General features: G+C 62.1%; 14 protein-coding genes and 2 pseudogenes. All 16 read left to right on the forward strand.

Translation table 11 applies throughout. The features are described 5' to 3' along the window. Positions 1–133 precede the first annotated feature (133 nt). The 16 genes and pseudogenes from trmFO to DXA70_RS07940 all read left to right on the forward strand — a co-directional run bounded on the left by trmFO (position 134) and on the right by DXA70_RS07940 (position 17,196). Positions 134–1,507, forward strand: a complete 1,374-nt coding sequence (gene trmFO, locus DXA70_RS07870) for a methylenetetrahydrofolate--tRNA-(uracil(54)-C(5))-methyltransferase (FADH(2)-oxidizing) TrmFO (RefSeq protein WP_128118144.1) — start codon at positions 134–136, stop codon at positions 1,505–1,507. A gap of 223 nt (positions 1,508–1,730) precedes the next feature. Next, positions 1,731–2,741: a phosphate acyltransferase PlsX gene (gene plsX, locus DXA70_RS07875; RefSeq protein WP_128118145.1), complete on the forward strand. Its 1,011-nt coding sequence runs from the start codon at positions 1,731–1,733 to the stop codon at positions 2,739–2,741. Between the two features lie 108 nt (positions 2,742–2,849). Continuing rightward, positions 2,850–3,524 carry a ribonuclease III gene (rnc, locus tag DXA70_RS07880; protein WP_128118146.1) on the forward strand — a complete coding sequence of 225 codons (675 nt, stop codon included), beginning with the start codon at positions 2,850–2,852 and terminating at the stop codon, positions 3,522–3,524. Further along, complete coding sequence (gene smc, locus DXA70_RS07885) at positions 3,525–7,148, forward strand: chromosome segregation protein SMC (protein ID WP_128118147.1); 3,624 nt, start codon at positions 3,525–3,527, stop codon at positions 7,146–7,148. 248 nt (positions 7,149–7,396) lie between these two features. Continuing rightward, on the forward strand, positions 7,397–8,338 hold the full coding sequence (ftsY, locus tag DXA70_RS07890; protein ID WP_112115108.1) for a signal recognition particle-docking protein FtsY: 942 nt from the start codon (positions 7,397–7,399) through the stop codon (positions 8,336–8,338). 163 nt (positions 8,339–8,501) lie between these two features. Beyond that, positions 8,502–9,136 (forward strand): annotated as a pseudogene (gene rdgB, locus DXA70_RS07895) (RdgB/HAM1 family non-canonical purine NTP pyrophosphatase). 77 nt (positions 9,137–9,213) lie between these two features. Next, positions 9,214–9,510, forward strand: a complete 297-nt coding sequence (locus DXA70_RS07900) for a YhbY family RNA-binding protein (protein ID WP_022257712.1) — start codon at positions 9,214–9,216, stop codon at positions 9,508–9,510. Further along, the gene (gene nadD, locus DXA70_RS07905) at positions 9,510–10,145 is read left to right on the forward strand and encodes a nicotinate (nicotinamide) nucleotide adenylyltransferase (RefSeq protein WP_128118148.1); all 636 of its coding nucleotides are present in this window, start codon (positions 9,510–9,512) and stop codon (positions 10,143–10,145) included. The genes DXA70_RS07900 and nadD overlap by 1 nt, the downstream gene beginning before the upstream one ends. Positions 10,146–10,154: 9 nt before the next feature. Continuing rightward, positions 10,155–10,541 (forward strand): bis(5'-nucleosyl)-tetraphosphatase (symmetrical) YqeK, encoded by a 387-nt coding sequence (yqeK, locus tag DXA70_RS07910; RefSeq protein WP_243001231.1) that lies wholly within the window; start codon positions 10,155–10,157, stop codon positions 10,539–10,541. Further along, entirely contained in the window at positions 10,538–10,729 is a 192-nt protein-coding gene (locus DXA70_RS14400; RefSeq protein ID WP_243001232.1) for a hypothetical protein, read from the forward strand. Before yqeK ends, DXA70_RS14400 begins: the two co-directional genes overlap by 4 nt. 129 nt (positions 10,730–10,858) lie before the next feature. Next, complete coding sequence (locus DXA70_RS07915) at positions 10,859–12,343, forward strand: LCP family protein (protein WP_243001233.1); 1,485 nt, start codon at positions 10,859–10,861, stop codon at positions 12,341–12,343. Positions 12,344–12,364: 21 nt separating this feature from the next. Beyond that, on the forward strand, positions 12,365–12,745 hold the full coding sequence (rsfS, locus tag DXA70_RS07920; RefSeq protein WP_022257708.1) for a ribosome silencing factor: 381 nt from the start codon (positions 12,365–12,367) through the stop codon (positions 12,743–12,745). Positions 12,746–12,877: 132 nt separating this feature from the next. Next, positions 12,878–15,426 (forward strand): annotated as a pseudogene (leuS, locus tag DXA70_RS07925) (leucine--tRNA ligase). Positions 15,427–15,546: 120 nt separating this feature from the next. Further along, positions 15,547–15,723, forward strand: coding sequence for a 30S ribosomal protein S21 (rpsU, locus tag DXA70_RS07930; protein WP_005928271.1), 177 nt, complete (start codon positions 15,547–15,549; stop codon positions 15,721–15,723). Between the two features lie 106 nt (positions 15,724–15,829). Continuing rightward, positions 15,830–16,333: a YqeG family HAD IIIA-type phosphatase gene (locus DXA70_RS07935; RefSeq protein WP_022257706.1), complete on the forward strand. Its 504-nt coding sequence runs from the start codon at positions 15,830–15,832 to the stop codon at positions 16,331–16,333. Then, positions 16,330–17,196, forward strand: coding sequence for a TIM barrel protein (locus DXA70_RS07940; RefSeq protein ID WP_128118149.1), 867 nt, complete (start codon positions 16,330–16,332; stop codon positions 17,194–17,196). The genes DXA70_RS07935 and DXA70_RS07940 overlap by 4 nt, the downstream gene beginning before the upstream one ends. Positions 17,197–17,316: the final 120 nt, after the last annotated feature.

Raw genomic sequence — 17,316 nt, forward strand, 5'->3', positions numbered from 1 at the left:
GACTGCCAAGGCCTCCCACTTTGGGAAAGATTCTCCCCGGTGCGGGGAGAAATGTCACCGTAGGTGACAAAGTGGGGAACAGGTGGCATTGCGAAGCAATGACGGAGAGGGCAAGGATGCTAAAGGAAAAACTATGAAATATCAAGTTACTGTATTGGGTGCCGGCCTTGCGGGCTGCGAGGCGGCGCTCTGGCTGGCGGGCAAGGGCGTGCAGGTGGAGCTCTATGAGCAGAAACCCACCCACTTTTCCCCGGCCCACAAGAGCGAGGGATTTGCCGAGCTCATCTGCTCCAACAGCCTCAAGGCCGAGCGGCTGGATTCCGCTTCCGGTCTGCTCAAGGAGGAGATGCGCCGGATGGGCAGCCAGCTCCTCAATGCCGCCGAGGCGGCCCGTGTGGCCGCCGGCGGCGCGCTGGCTGTGGACCGTGACGCGTTCAGCGCCGAGGTGACGAGGCTGGTGGAAGCCTGCCCCAACATCAACGTTCACCGGGAGCGGGTGGAGCGGATCGACGAGAGTGCGCCCATCCTGGTGGCTACCGGCCCCCTGACGGACGGTGCCCTGGCCGACGAGATCGGCAAGCTGACGGGCGACGAGCGGCTGCATTTTTACGACGCCGTGGCCCCCATCGTGACGGCGGAAAGTCTCGATCACGAAAAAGTGTTTGCCGCTTCCCGCTATGACCGGGGCGAGGCCGATTACCTCAACTGCCCGTTCAACAAGGCGGAGTATGAGGCGTTCCATGCGGCTCTTGCCTCGGCCGAGCGGGCACCGCTCCACGATTTTGATACCGGGGCGGAGCAGTCCGCCCGGCCGGACCCGGATGCCCACGGCAAAAAGGCCGATACGGTCACGGTCTACGAGGGCTGTATGCCCATTGAGATCATGGCCGCCCGGGGAGCCGATACCATGCGGTTCGGCCCCCTGCGCCCGGTGGGCCTCGTTGACCCGCGCACCGGCCACCGCCCCTGGGCCAATGTCCAGCTCCGGGCCGAGAACAAGGACCGGACGCTCTACAATATCGTGGGCTTCCAGACCAACCTCAAGTGGGGGGAACAGAAGCGGGTCTTCTCCATGATCCCCGGCCTGGAGCACGCGGAGTTTGTGCGGTACGGTGTCATGCACCGCAACACGTTCCTGGATGCGCCCCGGGTGCTGGAAGGGAGTCTCTGCCTGAAAGAGCACCCCAACGTCTTCTTTGCCGGGCAGATCACCGGCTTTGAGGGCTATATGGAGAGCGCGGCCAGCGGCCTGCTGGCGGCCCGCAATCTCTACGCCCGGCTGGAGGGCAAAGTGCTGCCCCCGCCCCCGGTGGATACCATGTGCGGGGCGCTGATCCAGTACCTGACCACCGAGAACAAGCACTTCCAGCCTATGGGAGCCAATATGGGCATCCTGCCCCCGCTGCCGGAGGAGAGCCGCCCGCGGGACAAGCGCCTGCGGTACATGGCCGCCGCCCAGCGGGCTGTGGCCAGCTTCCAGCAGTGGCTGGACGAGAATGCATTGTAAAAGGGAAACGAGCTAGCCCTCTCAGGCCGCCTATTGGCGTCCAGCTGTTCCCCTTTTTGGCTTTGCCATTTTCCCCCGACCGGGGGAAATCTTTCCCAAAGGGGGAGCCCTTGGCAAAACCGGAAACATTGCGGGGACTGCCAAGGCTCTCACTTTGGGAGAGGTGGCATTGCGAAGCAATGACGGAGAGGGCAAGGATACGAACAATCGGAAAGGAGTACCTATGAAGATCATTGTGGATATGATGGGCGGCGACAACGCCCCGCTGGCGGTGCTGGAGGGCACGGCCGCCGCGGTCAAGGAGTACGGCGTGGAGGTCATCGGCGTGGGCGATGAGGCACTGGTCCGCAAGACCGCTGCCGAGCACAACATTCCGCTGGACGGCATCACCCTGCACAACTGCACCGAGACCATTGAGATGTGTGATGAACCCGCCAGGGCCATCCGCTCCAAGAAAGATTCCTCCATTGTGGTGGGTCTCAACATGCTGAAAAACGGCGAGGGCGACGCGTTCGTCTCCGCCGGCAGCACGGGTGCCCTGCATGTGGGTGCCAGCCTCATCGTGCGCACCCTGCGGGGCGTCAAGCGCCCGGCACTGGCTACCATGGTGCCCGCCAAAAAGCAGGCCTACCTGCTGCTGGACTGCGGTGCCAATGTGGAGTGCCGCCCCGAGATGCTGGCCGCCTTTGCCGTGATGGGCAGCTGCTATGTCAACAAGGTGGAGGGCCGCCAGAACCCCACGGTGGCGCTGGCCAACAACGGCGCCGAGGAGAGCAAGGGAACCCCGATGCTGAAAGAAGCGCATCAGCTGCTGAAAGTGACCCCGGGCGTGAATTTTGTGGGCAACATCGAGCCCCGGGACGTGCCCAACGGGGAAGTGGACGTGGTGGTCTGTGATGGCTTTACGGGCAATGTCATCCTCAAGCTGACCGAGGGCGTGGCCAAGATGCTGCTGGGGATGCTCAAGCAGATGTTCCTGGCAAACCTGGGCGGCAAGCTGGCTTACCTGCTGCTCAAGGGCGGCGTGAGCGACCTCAAGCACCAGATGGACAGCGAGGAGTACGGCGGTGCCCCGTTCCTGGGGGCCAAGCAGCCCGTCATCAAGGCCCACGGCTCCTCCAAGGCCAAGGGCGTCAAGAACGCCATCCGTCAGGCAAAGATCTGTGTGGAGAACGACCTGTGCGGCACCATGCAGGCAGCACTCGATGAGTTGAAACCCTCTCAGTCTGTCTGACGGTAGCCAGCTCCCCGGATCGGGGAGCCCTTGGCAAAAAGATTTTGTTTTATAGGATCGCCATGTGTTTGCCGAAAAACGGAACGACATAAGGGAGTAATAAAATCTATGAGTCATCAATTGGAAACCATCATCGGCTATCAATTCAAGAATCCGGAGCTGCTGGAAACGGCCCTTACCCACACCAGCTATGCCAACGAGAGCCGGGTGCCTGTCAAGCACAACGAGCGGCTGGAGTTTCTGGGCGACAGCGTGCTGCAGATCGTCTCGGCGGATTATCTGTTCCATGCCTACGCCGACCGCCCCGAGGGCGATCTGACCCGCATCCGGTCCAGCCTCGTCAGCGAGGGGGCGCTGTTCCAGTTCGCGCAGGAGATCAACCTGGGCGAGTACCTGCGCCTGGGCCGCGGCGAGGAACGCTGCGGCGGCCGCACCCGCCCCAGCGTGGTGTCCGATGCCTTTGAGGCCGTCATTGCCGCTTTGTATCTGGATGGCGGCATGGAGGTGGCCCGCAATTTCATCCTGCCCTTTATCACCGAGGGCAAGCACGCCGAGGCGGACTACAAGACCCGCCTGCAGGAGATCGTGCAGCAGAACCCCGAGGAGCGGTTGAGCTATGTGGTGGAGCAGGAATCCGGCCCCGACCACGACAAGCACTTTGTGGTGGCCGTCCGCTTCAACTCGGACAAAGTCGCCCGCGGCGAGGGCCGCAGCAAGAAAGTCGCGGAGCAGCACGCCGCCCGCGAGGCGCTCAAGCTGCTGGGTGTGATAAAGGAACAGTAAATGGTATTCAAAGAGCTGGAGATCCAGGGCTTTAAAAGCTTCCCCGATAAGGTCAAGATCCGGTTTGACGAGGGCGTTACCGGCGTGGTAGGCCCCAATGGCTCGGGCAAATCCAACCTTTCGGACGCGGTGCGCTGGGTGCTGGGCGAGACCAGCACCCGCCAGCTGCGGGCGGCAGGCAAGATGGAGGATGTCATCTTCGGCGGCACCCGCCGCCGGGGGGCCATGGGGTTTGCTCAGGTGCGCCTGACGCTGGACAACAGCGCCCACACATTGGATCTGGATGCGGACGAAGTGACCATCGGCCGCAAGTATTATCGCTCTGGCGAAAGTGAATACAGCATCAACGGGCAGGTCTGCCGCCTGCGGGATGTCTACGAGCTGCTGCTGGACACCGGCATCGGCCGGGACGGCTATTCCGTCATCGGGCAGGGCCGTGTTGCAGAGATCGTGGCCGCAAAGAGCGGTGAGCGCCGGGAAATTTTTGAGGAAGCCTGCGGCATTGCCAAATACCGCTACCGCAAAAATGAGGCGGAGCGGCGGCTGGCGGCGGCGGCGGACAATCTGGAACGCCTGCGGGACATCCTGGGCGAGCTGGAAAGCCGAGTGGGCCCGCTGGAAAAAGAAAGCGAGAAAGCCCGGAAATTTCTGGAGCTGAGTGCCCGGCGCAAAACACTGGAAGTCACCCTCTGGACGGACGGCGTCCACCGGGCCCGGGAAGCCGTGCGCCAGCAGGTGCGGGACTATGAGACCGCACAGGCGGATTACGAGCGGTTTGACCGGGAGACCAAGGCTGCGGAAGCCGAGGCTGAGGAGATCCGGATGCAGGCACAGCAACTGACCATCACGGTCGAGCGCCTGAATGGGGATATCCGCAGCATCACGGAGCAGATCAGCGGCAGCGAGAGCCGGATCGCCGTGCTGGAAAACGACATTGCCCGCAACGAGGAGAGCGCCGCCGACCTGCAGCGGGAGATCGCGGCAGGGGAGCAGGACCGCTCCGAAGCCGCCGCGGCGCTGGAACGGCACCGCGCCGTGGCAAAATCCATGGAGGCAGCCGGGCAGAAGCTGGCCGCGGAGCTGGCCGCCCTGAACGAGGAGCTGGCCAGCCTGACCAGCGAAAACAACGCCAGCGGGGCCCGGCGGGACACGCCTGACCAGCGAAAACAACGCCAGCGGGGCCCGGCGGGACACGCTGCGCGCCGAGGTGGCGGAGCTGACCGCCAAGAGGTGGCGGAGCTGACCGCCAAGCGCACCGAGGCGCAGGTGGCAAAGGCCGCCGCTGAAGCCGCCTCCGAGACGGCCCGGCAGCGCCTGCCCGATCTGGAACAGGCAGCGGAGACGCTGGCGGTCCAGCGGGACGACGCAAAGCAGGATCTGGCCGATACCATCCAGTACCAGACCATGCTGGAACAAAACGAAAAGCAGCTGGCAAACATCCGGGCGGGGCTGGAGCTCAAGCTCAAGAACCGCCGGGCCGCTCTGGACGAGGCTGACACCGCCGAACAGCGGCTGGGCCGGGAGCTGGACGCGGCCCGCCAGCGGCTCTCCGTGCTGCGGGAGCTGGAAAAGAACATGGACGGCTACCAGAACTCCGTCAAGACTGTTATGCGGGCGGCGTCCGCCCGCCGGCTGCGGGGCGTCATCGGGCCGGTGTCCGCCATTCTGGAAGTGGAGCCCGGGCGGGAGGTGGCCATTGAGACGGCCCTCGGCGGGGCGCTGCAGAACATCGTGGTGGAGAACGAAGCCGCCGCCAAGGCGGGCATTGCTCTGCTGCGGAGCGAGAACGCGGGCCGCGCCACGTTCCTGCCGCTGGATACCGTCCAGCCCGGCGTGTTCCGGGGGCGGCTGTCCGGCTCGGCAAAGCTGGCGTCGGCTCTTGTCAAAGCAGAGAAACGATACGCCAATATCGTCTCCAACCTGCTGGGCCGCATCATCGTGGTGGACGACATCAACGAGGCCTCCCGGGTGGCCCGGGACAATGGCTACCACAACAAAGTGGTCACGCTGGACGGGCAGGTCATCAACGCGGGCGGCAGTTTTACAGGCGGCAGCGTCCAGCGGTCAGCGGGGTTGTTCACCCGCAAGCAGGAGATGGAGGAGCTGCGGCTCAAGGCTGCAAAGCTCCAGAAAGACTGTCTGGCCGCGCAGGAGAAGACGGACCAGCTCAAAAGCCAGACGGACGCGATTTCCGCAGAGCTGACCGCTACGGCCAGTGAGCAGATCACCGCCGCCAACGACCGCGTCCGGGCCGAAGCGGAACGCAAACGGCTGGAAGCAGCCGTGGAGCAGGCCGAAACGGCCCGGACGGCCCGACAGGCAGAGATCGACCAACTGAATGCCCAGCTGGATGCCAGCGGGGAAAAAGCCGCCCAGGCCCAGGCGGACGAGAAAGCGCTGACGGAAAGAATCGAAGCACATTCCGAGGAGCTGAACCGGCTGGCCGAGGGGGACGACGCCTTCCTGACCCGGCAGCGGGTGCTGGCCGAGCAGCGGAGTGCCAAGCGGCTGGAACAGGTCAGCCGCCAGAAAGATGCCGAGCTGGCGCAGGCGCAGATCGCCGCGCTGGAACAGCGGGCGGCGGATACCGCCAGCCGCCGTGCCCTGCTGGAAGAAAACAGGAACGCGCTGGCCCGGCGCAGCGATGCCTGCCGGGCCGAGATCGAGGCCATCCGCAAAGCCAAGACCGACAGCACGGGAAAGATCGCGGAGAAAGAGGCGGCCATCCGCAAAGCGACCGAGCAGCGGCTGGGCCGCCAGCAGGCCGAGACCGAGGCACTGGCAAGGGGCCGCGCCGCGGCCGACAGCCGCGAAGAGATGAGCCGGGAGATGGCCCGCTTGGCCGAGCGAAAAGCTGCCGCTGAGGCAGAATACGACCAGACCGCCGCCAAGCTCTGGGATGAATACCAGCTGACCGTGAGCCAGGCCGAAGAGCTCTGTGTGGAGTTTGAAAGCGTCACGGCGCTGCGGGCCCAGGTATCCGACCTGCGCGGCAAAATACGCGCGCTGGGCAATGTCAACGTCAGCGCCATTGAAGAGTATCAGGAAGTGAAGACCCGGTACGACGCCCTGAGCGCCCAGGTGGCCGATGTGGAGGGCAGCAAAAACGAGCTGACCCGGATGATATCGAACCTCTGCGGGCAGATGCGGGAAATCTTCTCGGACAGCTTCCGTGCCATCAACGAAAACTTTGGCCGTGTCTTTACCGAGCTGTTCGGCGGCGGTGAGGCCAGCCTGATCCTGGAAGACGAGAGCGATGTCCTCTCCAGCGGCATTGGCATCCGGGTGGCACCGCCGGGCAAGGTCATCAAGAACCTGGAAGCTCTCTCAGGCGGCGAGCAGGCGCTGGTGGCCATCAGCATCTACTTTGCGATTCTGGCCGTCAACCCGGCTCCGTTCTGCATTCTGGACGAGATCGAGGCCGCGCTGGATGACGCCAACGTGGGCCGGTTTGCCCAGTACCTGCGCCGGGTGAGCGATAAGACGCAGTTCATCGTCATCACGCACCGCCGGGGCACCATGGAGGCCGCCAACGTGCTGTATGGTGTCACCATGCAGGAGGACGGTGTCTCCAAACTGCTCAAACTGGACCTGGAGCATGTTGACGCGACACTCGTTTCTTAGTTATAATAGGAAAAACCTCTCCGTCACGCCTGCGGCGTGCCACCTCCCCTGATGAGGGGAGGCCTTGGCAGTCGATTCAACTCCATCTCTTTGCCAAAGGCTCCCCTGCCAGGAAAGACTCCCCCGGTCGGGGAGGTGGCACGAAAGTGCCGAAAGGGGAGTGGCTGGCGAGCGAAGCTCGACTGAGAGGTTGTACGGAGGATAAGGCGGAAAAAAGCACAAAACGCATACGATAAGGGAGGCCGACCATGGGACTCTTTGGATTTGGCAAAAAAGAAAAAGATAAAATGAAAGATGGCCTGGAGAAGACCCGCACGGGCTTCTGGGGCAACATCCTCAATACACTGACCGGCAGCAAGATCGACGATGACCTCTACGACAGCCTGGAAGAACAGCTTATCCTGGCCGACGTGGGCGGCGAAGTGGCCATCAAACTGGTGGACAAGCTGCGCGACCGGGTGAACGAGAAAGGTCTGAAGACCGGTGAGCAGGCCGCCGACGAGCTGCGGGACCTCATTGCCGAGGAGATGCAGCCGGAGGCCGAGATGGCGCTGGACGGGCACCCGGCGGTGATCCTGGTCATCGGCGTCAATGGCGTGGGCAAGACCACCAGCATTGCCAAGCTGGCCGATTACTACACCCGTCAGGGCCGCAAGGTGATGCTGGCGGCCGGTGATACATTCCGTGCCGCCGCCAGCGAGCAGCTGGAGATCTGGGCGGACCGGGCCGGCGTGCCCCTCGTCAAGGCAGGCGAGGGCGCGGACCCGGCGGCAGTCATCTTTGACACCGTTAAATCGGCCACGGCCAAGGGCTATGACATGGTCATTGCCGACACGGCCGGACGCCTGCACAACAAGGCAAACCTGATGGCAGAGCTGTCCAAGATCAGCCGCAGTGTCAAAAAGGCTTCTCCGGAGTCCAGCCTGGAAACGCTGCTGGTGCTGGACGCCATCACGGGCCAGAACGCCATCAGCCAGGCCAAGGAATTCTGCAAGGCGGCCAGCGCCACCGGCATTATCCTGACCAAGCTCGATGGCACCGCCAAGGGCGGCTGTGTGGTGGCGGTCAAGCAGCGGCTGGGCCTGCCCGTCCGGTTCATCGGCGTGGGCGAGGGCATCGACGACTTGCTCCCGTTCACCCCGGAGGGCTTTGTGGAAGAGTTGATCCCCCGCACGGGCTGGAAGCACTAAAAAACCTCTCAGTCATCGCTTGCGCGATGCCAGCCGCTCCCCTTTCGGCACTTTCATGCCACCTCCCCCGGCCGGGGAGTCTTTTCGAGCAGGGGAGCCCTTGGCAAAGAGGGCGAGTTTTGAGAAGACGCGAACGTTGGAACAAACGGGAGGAAGAAGCAATATGAAAATTTGTGCAGCAACAGGCAATGCGGGCAAGCTCCGGGAGCTGCGCCGCATTCTGGAAGCGCAGGGCCACGAGGTGGTGAGCCAGAAAGAGCTGGGCATCACCCTTGAGCCCGAGGAAACGGGCACCACCTTTGCGGCCAATGCCTCATCAAGGCCGAGACCATCTGCAAAGCCAGCGGCATGGCCACCATCGCCGATGACTCCGGCCTCTGCGTGGATGCTCTGGATGGAGCCCCGGGTGTTTACAGCGCCCGCTACTGCGGCCACCACGGCGACGATGAAGCCAACAACGATCAGCTGCTGGAAAACATGAAAGATGTCCCGGCGGGCAAGCGGGGCGCGAAGTTCGTCTCGGCGGTCTGCTTCATCCTGCCGGACGGCAAGCACCTCACCTGCATGGGCGAGTGCCCGGGAAACGTGGCTTTTGAGCGGCTGGCCGGGGATTACGGTTTTGGCTACGACCCGCTGTTCATCCCGGACGAGTGCGGCGTGGGCAAAACAGGCAAGCGCCCCAACACAGAGGGCCGCAGCTACGCCCAGCTGACCCCGGATGAAAAAGACGCCATCAGCCACCGCGGCAACGCGCTGGCAAAACTCGAAGAAGAACTACCGAAGTTTTTAGCAAAATGAGCTGGACAGCGGGGAGCTTCCTCGGAGAAACTTCCCGCTGTCCAATGAAAAGATACGCATACAAAGGAGAAACAATTATGTTGACGAGCAAACAGCGCGCCATCCTGCGCGGCAAAGCAAACACCATGGACCCCGTTTTCATCGTGGGGAAGGGCGAGATCGACGAGACCATGATCCAGGGCGTCAAGGACTGCCTGGAAGCCCGGGAGCTCATCAAGCTCAAGGTGCTGGAGAACAGCATGTACAATGCCCGCGAGGCTTCCATCAAGCTGGCAGAGGCCACCGGCGCCGACTGCGTGCAGGTCATCGGCTCCAAATTCGTGCTCTACCTGCAGAAGAAAAAGGACAGCGCTTACGCGGACCTGCTGAAATAATGAAAATTCTGCTTTACGGCGGCACGTTCGACCCGCCCCACTATGGCCACCTGAACAACCTCCGGGCGGCGGCGTCCCGCGTGCAGCCGGATGAGATCGTGGTCATGCCGGCGGGGGTCTCGCCGTTCAAACAGATGTCGGCGACACCCGGCGCTCTGCGGGCCGAGATGTGCGGCTGCTTTGCGGAAGCCGTGCAGGGGCCGCGGGCGGCAGCCCGGGCACTGCATGTCAGCACCTGGGAAATTGAGCAGGCTGCGGCAGGCCGCCGGAATTACACGGTGCTCACGCTGGAAATGCTGGCGCGGCAGTACCCGGGGGCAGAGCTGTATCTTGCCATTGGCAGTGATATGCTCCTCTCGTTTGACGGGTGGCACCGCTGGCAGGATATCCTGCGGCTGGCCCATCTGGTGGTCACGAGCCGGAACACCGGGGACATCCCCGCGCTTCAGGCCAAGGCGGAGCAGCTGGACCCCGGCGGGAGCCGGGTGCTGTTTGCGCCGGTCACGGCGCTGCCCATGGCCAGCAGTGACATCCGTGCCCGCCTTGCAGGGGGCGAAAGCTGTGAAAACGAACTCCCGGCTCTGGTCCAGCGCGTCATCGCGCGGGAGGGCCTCTACCGGGCAAAGGGAGATTGAACCAATACCATGAACTTGAAACAGGCAAAGGAGCTTGTGCGCGGCCGCCTGAGCGATAAGCGGTATGAGCACACCATCAACGTGAAAAAAATGGCTGTCAAGCTGGCAAAGCGGTATGGGGCGGACGAGGAAAAAGCAGCGCTGGCCGCCATCCTGCACGACTCCGCCAAGGAGATCAGCAAGGACGAGATGCGCGAGATCATGCGCCAGTACCCCCAGTACGCCGAGGGCGGCGAGAGCCGCCCCACCCCGGTGTGGCACGGCATCTGTGCTTCCATCCTGGCCCGCACCCAGTGGGGCGTGGAGGACGAGGCCATCCTCTCGGCCATCGCCTGCCACACGGCAGGCAAGCCGGGCATGAGCAAGCTGGACAAGATCGTTTACCTGCCGATATGACCAGTGCCGAGCGGGACTGGCCGGGCGTGAACAAGCTGCGGAAGCTGGAACTGAAAGATCTGGACGCCGCCATGCTGGCTGCCCTCAAGCAGACGAATGATTTTGTTCTCTCCCAGGGCAAGCCGCTGGATCCCGTGTCCAAGGCCGCTTACGATGACATCAAGGCCCGGGTGGACGCCCGCGGCTGAGCAAACGCGCCCCTCTGCACAGAAAACGGATTGCAGATTACGGGGAACGATGTTATACTAAAAAATATGGCGAGCTTTTTGAGGGAAGTGTCCCACGGGCCCGCACAACAACCGGAAGGAATAAAACGAATGAGTGAAGCTCCGCGTCGTATCAATACAGAACGCTCGCTGAACCGCCCGACGGAGAAGCGCCCCGCGGAGGCTCCGGCCTCCAAGACATCCCTGAACGGCCAGCCGGATTTCTTCCAGCCGGAAGAACCGGCCGCCCCGCAGGAGCTGCCCAAAGCCAAGGCCCGCCCGGAGCCGGATACCCGGCAGGAGCTGGGCCTGAAAATGCCTGCTGCCAGCAGCGGTGGCACGGGCGGAAACGGCGGCGGGAATCTGCCGCCCAAACACGCTGCCCCGCAGGGCAGCGGCGGACGCCGCCGTAAAAAGAAAAAGAAGACGCCGCTCTGGCTGCCGCTGGCGGTCACGCTGGCTGTGGTGGCACTGCTGTCCGGCGTGGTGGTCTACGCGGCCAGCATGATGACCAAGGTGGAAGAAAACCTGAAGCCGGAAGAGGATGCCCCCTCCATCACCCAGGAGATCCAGACGCTGGAAGAGTACAAGGGCGATGTGGTCAACATCCTGGTCTGCGGCATCGACTACGAAGAGGGCCGCAACTACAGCGATTCGTCTTCCAACGACGGTATGACGGACATGATCCTCTACTGCCAGTTTGATATCAAGGGCGGTGCCCTGCGGATGCTGCAGATCCCCCGCAACAGTCTGGTGGCCACCACGAGCCGGAAAGTGACCCTCTCCAACGGCAAGACCTACGCCGCCTCCAACTACCAGATCAACTCGGTGGCTCTGTCCAACAACGGCAGCATCGCGGCGCTGGCAGAGGTCATCTATGACCAGTACAAGCTCCCCATCGACTACTATGTCACCATTGACATGCAGGCGCTGGTGGAAATGGTGGATAACTTTGGCGGCATCGAGGTGTATATCCCCCACGATATGTCCTTTGCGGGCAGCGCCCTCAAGCAGGGCTACCGCAACCTGGACGGCGCTTCGGCGGAGTTCTTTGTCCGCTGCCGCCATGGCAAGGGCTACTCCAACTCCGACATCGACCGCCTGAACATGCAGCGCTATTTCTATGCCGGCCTGTTCAAGCGGGTGCGGAACATGGGCATCACCGATGTGCTCAACCAGCTGCCGCTGGTGTTCAACAACTATATCCACACCGATATGGACCTGACCACCATTGCCAAGATGCTGGTGTCCTTTACCCGCATTGACAGCGGCAATATCATGCTGGCCCAGACGCCCGTGTTTATGGGCGTGCCCAACGTGGGCAAGACCGACAGCTTTGACGGCTACTCCTGCGTGGCGCCGGACAAGGGCTCCATTGCAGAGCTGCTCAACACCTATTTCCGCAACTACACCGGCCCGGTGGACGCCAGCGAGCTGAACCTCGTCACCGACAGCTGGCCCCACGGCACGGCTTCCACCAGCGCCAACGTACAGTTCGTCGGCCAGCTGGATAAGGAGTCCGACGACGCCATCCTCAGCGGCGACACCGATGTGGCGGGCGCTACCACCACCGACGGTCAGCCTGCAAACAGCTGATCTTACAGATAGGAGAAAACTATGGATAACAAGATGGACAGCAAGACCCTCGCCATTGAAATTGCGAAGATCCTTGATAAGAAAAAGGCCCAGGACGTGCGGGTGCTCAAGGTGGAGAGCCTGACCGTGCTGACCGATTACTTTGTCATTGCGTCCGGCACCTCCACCACCCAGGTGGCGGCACTGGCCGACGAAGTGGATTTTGAGCTCTCCCAGAAAGGCATCAAGCCCTACAACACCGAGGGCTTTGACTCCAAGAACTGGGTGCTGCTGGATTACTCCAACGTCATCGTGCACGTCTTTGTGCCCAACACCCGCACCTACTATGACCTGGAGCACCTGTGGGCCGACGGCGAGCCCATTGATATCTCGGAGTACCTGACCCCGGATCACTCTCTGTAAAGGCAAACGGGCTTGCCCTCTCCGTCTGCTGCGCGATGCCACCTTGTCCCTTTTTGGCACGAAGCGTCTGAGAGGGTGGGGCCGCCTGAAATAAATTGCTATTTTGGATAAAGTCTGGAGCTGATTACAAACATGAAGTATGATTACAAGGCCGTTGAGGCCAAGTGGCAGAAGACATGGGAAGACGAGAAGACGTTCCATGTTGAGATCGACCACTCTAAGCCCAAGTTCTATGCCCTGGTAGAGTTCCCGTACCCGTCGGGTGCCGGTCTGCACGTCGGCCACCCGCGCAGCTACACCGCGCTGGATGTCGTCAGCCGCAAGCGCCGCAAGAACGGCTATAACGTGCTGTACCCCATGGGCTGGGACGCTTTCGGCCTGCCGACCGAAAACTTCGCCATGAAGAACCACATCCATCCGGCCATCGTGACCAAGAAGAATGTGGACCGTTTCCGCCAGCAGCTCAAGAGCCTGGCTTCTCCTTTGACTGGGACCGTGAGATCAACACCACCGACCCCGAATACTACAAGTGGACCCAGTGGATCTTCCTGCAGCTGTACAAGCACGGTCTGGCTTACAAGAAAGAGATGAGCGTCAACTGGTGCACCGGCTGCAAGTGCGTGCTGGCCAACGAGGAAGTGGTCAACGGTGTGTGCGAGCGCTGCGGCAGCGAGGTCGTCCACAAAGTCAAGAGCCAGTGGATGCTGAAGATCACTGCTTATGCCGACAAGCTGATCGACGGTCTGGACGGCCTGGATTACATCGAGCGCGTCTCCACCCAGCAGAAGAACTGGATCGGCCGCAGCCACGGCGCGGAAGTCAATTTCGGCACCACCGCGGGCGATACCCTGACCGTTTACACCACCCGCTGCGATACCCTGTTCGGCGCTACTTACATGGTCGTCTCCCCGGAGCACGCCATCGTCAAGGAGTGGCTGGAGAAAGGCCTCATCAAGAATGCCGACGCCGTCAAGGCTTATCAGGCAGAGGCTGCCCGCAAGAGCGACTTTGAGCGCAGCGAGCTGAACAAGGAGAAGACCGGCGTCCAGCTCGAGGGCGTCATGGGCATCAACCCGGTCAACGACAAGGAGATCCCCATCTTCATCTCCGATTACGTTCTGGCCACCTACGGCACCGGTGCCATCATGGCCGTGCCTGCCCACGATACCCGTGACTGGGAGTTCGCCAAGAAATTCGGCCTGCCCATCATCGAGGTGGTCAAGGGCAACACCCCGTCCAACCTGGACGAGGCCGCCTTTACCGATGTGGCCACCGGCACGCTGGTCAACTCCGGCTTCCTGGATGGTCTGTCTGTCACCGACGCCAAGAAAAAGATGATCGAGTGGCTGGAAGCCAACGGCAAGGGCCAGGATAAGGTCAACTACAAGCTGCGCGACTGGGTGTTCAGCCGTCAGCGCTACTGGGGCGAGCCCATCCCCATGGTCAAGTGCGAGAAGTGCGGTTGGCAGCCCCTGCCCGAGAGCAGCCTGCCCCTGACCCTGCCGGACATCACCGACTTTGAGCCGGGCCCGGATGGCGAGTCCCCGCTGGCCCGCCATACCGACTGGGTCAAGACCACCTGCCCCTGCTGCGGCGGCCCCGCGACCCGTGAGACCGATACCATGCCCCAGTGGGCCGGTTCTTCCTGGTACTTCCTGCGCTATATGGATCCTCACTGCAAGGATGCCATTGCCTCCAAGGAGGCGCTGGAGTACTGGTCTCCGGTGGACTGGTACAACGGCGGCATGGAGCACACCACCCTGCACCTGCTGTACAGCCGTTTCTGGCATAAGTTCCTGTACGACATCGGTGTGGTGCCCTCTCCGGAACCCTACCAGAAGCGTACCGCCCACGGCATGATCCTGGGCCTGAACCCCCACAGCTTTGTCAACCTGCCCGCGGACGAGCAGAAGAAGCTGCTGGAGCAGTACGGCAGCCAGAAAGCTGCGGAGAAAGCGCTGGAAGAAAAGTACGGCGAGATGTCCCGCCACCCCATCGTCAAGATGTCCAAGAGCCTGGGCAACGTCATCAACCCGGACGAAGTGGTGGACCAGTACGGTGCCGACACCATGCGTCTGTACGAGATGTTCATGGGCGACTTTGAGCAGGCTGCTCCCTGGCAGACCTCTGCTATCGCCGGCTGCAACCGCTTCCTGGACCGTGTCTGGGGCCTGAGCGACAAGCTGGTGGAGGGCGAGGGCTACCGCCCTGCCGTCGAGACCCTGATGCACCAGACCATCAAAAAGGTCAGCGCTGACATCGAGGGCCTGAAGATGAACACGGCCATTGCCCAGCTCATGACCCTGGTCAACGCCCTGTATGATAACGGCGGCGCCACCAAGGCCGAGTTTGAGACGGTGCTCCAGCTGCTGAACCCGTTTGCTCCCCACATGACCGAGGAGCTGTGGGAGAAGCTGGGCCACAGCCACGACGAGCAGCTGGCCTATTACCCCTGGCCCGAGTACGAAGAGGCCAAGTGCGTGGAAGCCACGGTGGAGATCGCCGTGCAGGTGAACGGCAAGGTGAAAGCCCGCCTGAAAGTGGCCGCGGACATCACCGCTGAGGATGCCATTGCCACCGCCAAGGCAGACCCCGCCGTGGCCGATGCACTGGCCGGCAAGACGGTGGTCAAGGAGATCTATGTCAAGGGCCGCCTGGTCAACCTGGCTGTGAAAGGCTAATTTTTGCAAAAAAACTTTTCAAAAAAGGTTGACGAACACGGGAAAATGCGCTATACTGTCTACTGTTAGTTACCATGTAACAACGAAATTCCTGCCTCACGGTCCAAGGGAGGGAATAAGATGTCGGAAATTCGTGTTAAAGAGGGCGAGTCGCTGGAAAGCGCACTGCGTCGCTTCAAGCGGAGCACTGCTCGCAGCGGTGTGCTCGCAGAGGTCCGTAAGCGCGAGGCTTACGAGAAGCCGTCTGTCAAGCGCAAGAAGAAGTCCGAAGCAGCCCGCAAGCGTAAGTTCAAGTAATTATTCTTGAGCCGCTAGTTGCTTTAGATTCATTTGCGTTGCTAACGCCGATGTAGGAGAGCCTGAGTTTTCAGGCTCTCCTATTTTCATTTCAGGAGGTTTACGGATGTTTGTTACCCCCGAATATGTCTTCAAGGATGTCACCCACATCACCCCGGAATGGCTGGCCGCCAAGGGCATCCGGGCGCTGGTGCTGGATATTGATAACACGCTCACGGCCGACCGCAGCCAGGACCTGCCCGACGAAGTGGCCGGGTGGCTGGCTCAGATGAAAGCAGCCGGTGTGGGGCTTACCATCGTCTCCAACGGCGCGGAAAAGCGGGTGCGCCCCTTTGCCCGGAAGCTGGGGCTGGCCTACCTCTACCGCTCGGCCAAGCCCCTGCCTTTTGCCCTGATGGTGGCCCGCCGCCGGATGGGCGTCAAGCGCCGGGAGATGGCCATGGTGGGCGACCAGCTCTATGCGGACCGGATGGCGGCGGCCCTCTACGGCATCCCCGGCCTGATGGTCATTCCCCGGGGGCCGGACCTGGGCGCGCAGGTCGTCCTCAAGCGCAAGTGGGAGAAAAAGCACTGGCAGGCCTACTATGACCGGGGAGGAAAGACTCTGTGAGCGATTGGAAGATCCGGTTTGGCACGGCAGGCACCAGCGACAGCTTTGCCGCAAAGGGCTACAAAAACAGCCTGGACATCCCGGCTTACACGGCGGAGATGGGGCTGGACGCCTTTGAGTATCAGTGCGGGCACGGTGTCCGTCTGGGGCTGGAAAAGGCGGCCAGGATGGCCGCGGACGCCGCAGAGCGGGGCATCCTGTTCAGTATCCACGCGCCCTATTATATCAGCATGTCCAGCCTGGAAGAGGACAAGCGGCTCAACAGTGTCAACTACCTGCTGCAAAGCGCGGCGGTCTGCAAGGCATTGGGCGGCAGGCGCGTCATCTTCCACCCGGGCAGCTGCGGCAAGCAGAGCCGGGAGGCGGCCCTGGAAAAGGCGCTGGATACCATGCGCCGGGCCCAGGCGGCACTGGATGAGGCGGGTTACGCGGAGATGACCCTCTGCCCGGAAACCATGGGGAAGATCGGCCAGCTGGGCACGCTGGAAGAGGTGCTGGCCCTGTGCAGCGTGGACAAGCGCGTTACCCCCTGCATTGATTTTGGCCACCTGAACGCCCGGACGCTGGGCGGCATCCAGTCCAAAGCCGATTATGCCGCCATCCTCGACCGGCTGGAAACCGCGCTGGGGGATGAGCGGGCACGGCGGTTCCATGTCCACTTCTCCCGCATTGAGTTCTCCAAGGGCGGGGAAAAGCGGCACTGGACCTTTGCCGAGACCCAGTTCGGCCCCGAGCCGCAGCCGCTGATGGAGCTGCTGGCGGAGCGCGGCCTTGCACCGGTTCTCATCTGCGAGAGCGCGGGCACCCAGGCAGAGGACGCGCGGGCGATGCAGGCAATGTACCGCACAGCGTGCAAAACTTAAACTTTTTTGTGTTTTTATCGTCTTTTTTGCTCAAACCCCTTGCCAAACAGCGTTGGATTGAGTAAAATAAATAGAGATATGCATTATGCATCTGAGACATTAAACTAATGGAGGAATTCC

Source organism: Faecalibacterium sp. OF04-11AC (assembly GCF_003460645.1).
In the GTDB taxonomy this organism is placed as follows: domain Bacteria; phylum Bacillota; class Clostridia; order Oscillospirales; family Ruminococcaceae; genus Faecalibacterium; species Faecalibacterium prausnitzii_I.

Excerpts from the sequence above, each read along its gene's own strand:
- trmFO (WP_128118144.1), top strand. The coding sequence starts at position 134 with ATGAAATATCAAGTTACTGTATTGGGTGCCGGCCTTGCGGGCTGCGAG.
- plsX (WP_128118145.1), top strand. The coding sequence starts at position 1,731 with ATGAAGATCATTGTGGATATGATGGGCGGCGACAACGCCCCGCTGGCG.
- rnc (WP_128118146.1), top strand. The coding sequence starts at position 2,850 with ATGAGTCATCAATTGGAAACCATCATCGGCTATCAATTCAAGAATCCG.
- smc (WP_128118147.1), top strand. The coding sequence starts at position 3,525 with ATGGTATTCAAAGAGCTGGAGATCCAGGGCTTTAAAAGCTTCCCCGAT.
- ftsY (WP_112115108.1), top strand. The coding sequence starts at position 7,397 with ATGGGACTCTTTGGATTTGGCAAAAAAGAAAAAGATAAAATGAAAGAT.
- DXA70_RS07900 (WP_022257712.1), top strand. The coding sequence starts at position 9,214 with ATGTTGACGAGCAAACAGCGCGCCATCCTGCGCGGCAAAGCAAACACC.
- nadD (WP_128118148.1), top strand. The coding sequence starts at position 9,510 with ATGAAAATTCTGCTTTACGGCGGCACGTTCGACCCGCCCCACTATGGC.
- yqeK (WP_243001231.1), top strand. The coding sequence starts at position 10,155 with ATGAACTTGAAACAGGCAAAGGAGCTTGTGCGCGGCCGCCTGAGCGAT.
- DXA70_RS14400 (WP_243001232.1), top strand. The coding sequence starts at position 10,538 with ATGACCAGTGCCGAGCGGGACTGGCCGGGCGTGAACAAGCTGCGGAAG.
- DXA70_RS07915 (WP_243001233.1), top strand. The coding sequence starts at position 10,859 with ATGAGTGAAGCTCCGCGTCGTATCAATACAGAACGCTCGCTGAACCGC.
- rsfS (WP_022257708.1), top strand. The coding sequence starts at position 12,365 with ATGGATAACAAGATGGACAGCAAGACCCTCGCCATTGAAATTGCGAAG.
- rpsU (WP_005928271.1), top strand. The coding sequence starts at position 15,547 with ATGTCGGAAATTCGTGTTAAAGAGGGCGAGTCGCTGGAAAGCGCACTG.
- DXA70_RS07935 (WP_022257706.1), top strand. The coding sequence starts at position 15,830 with ATGTTTGTTACCCCCGAATATGTCTTCAAGGATGTCACCCACATCACC.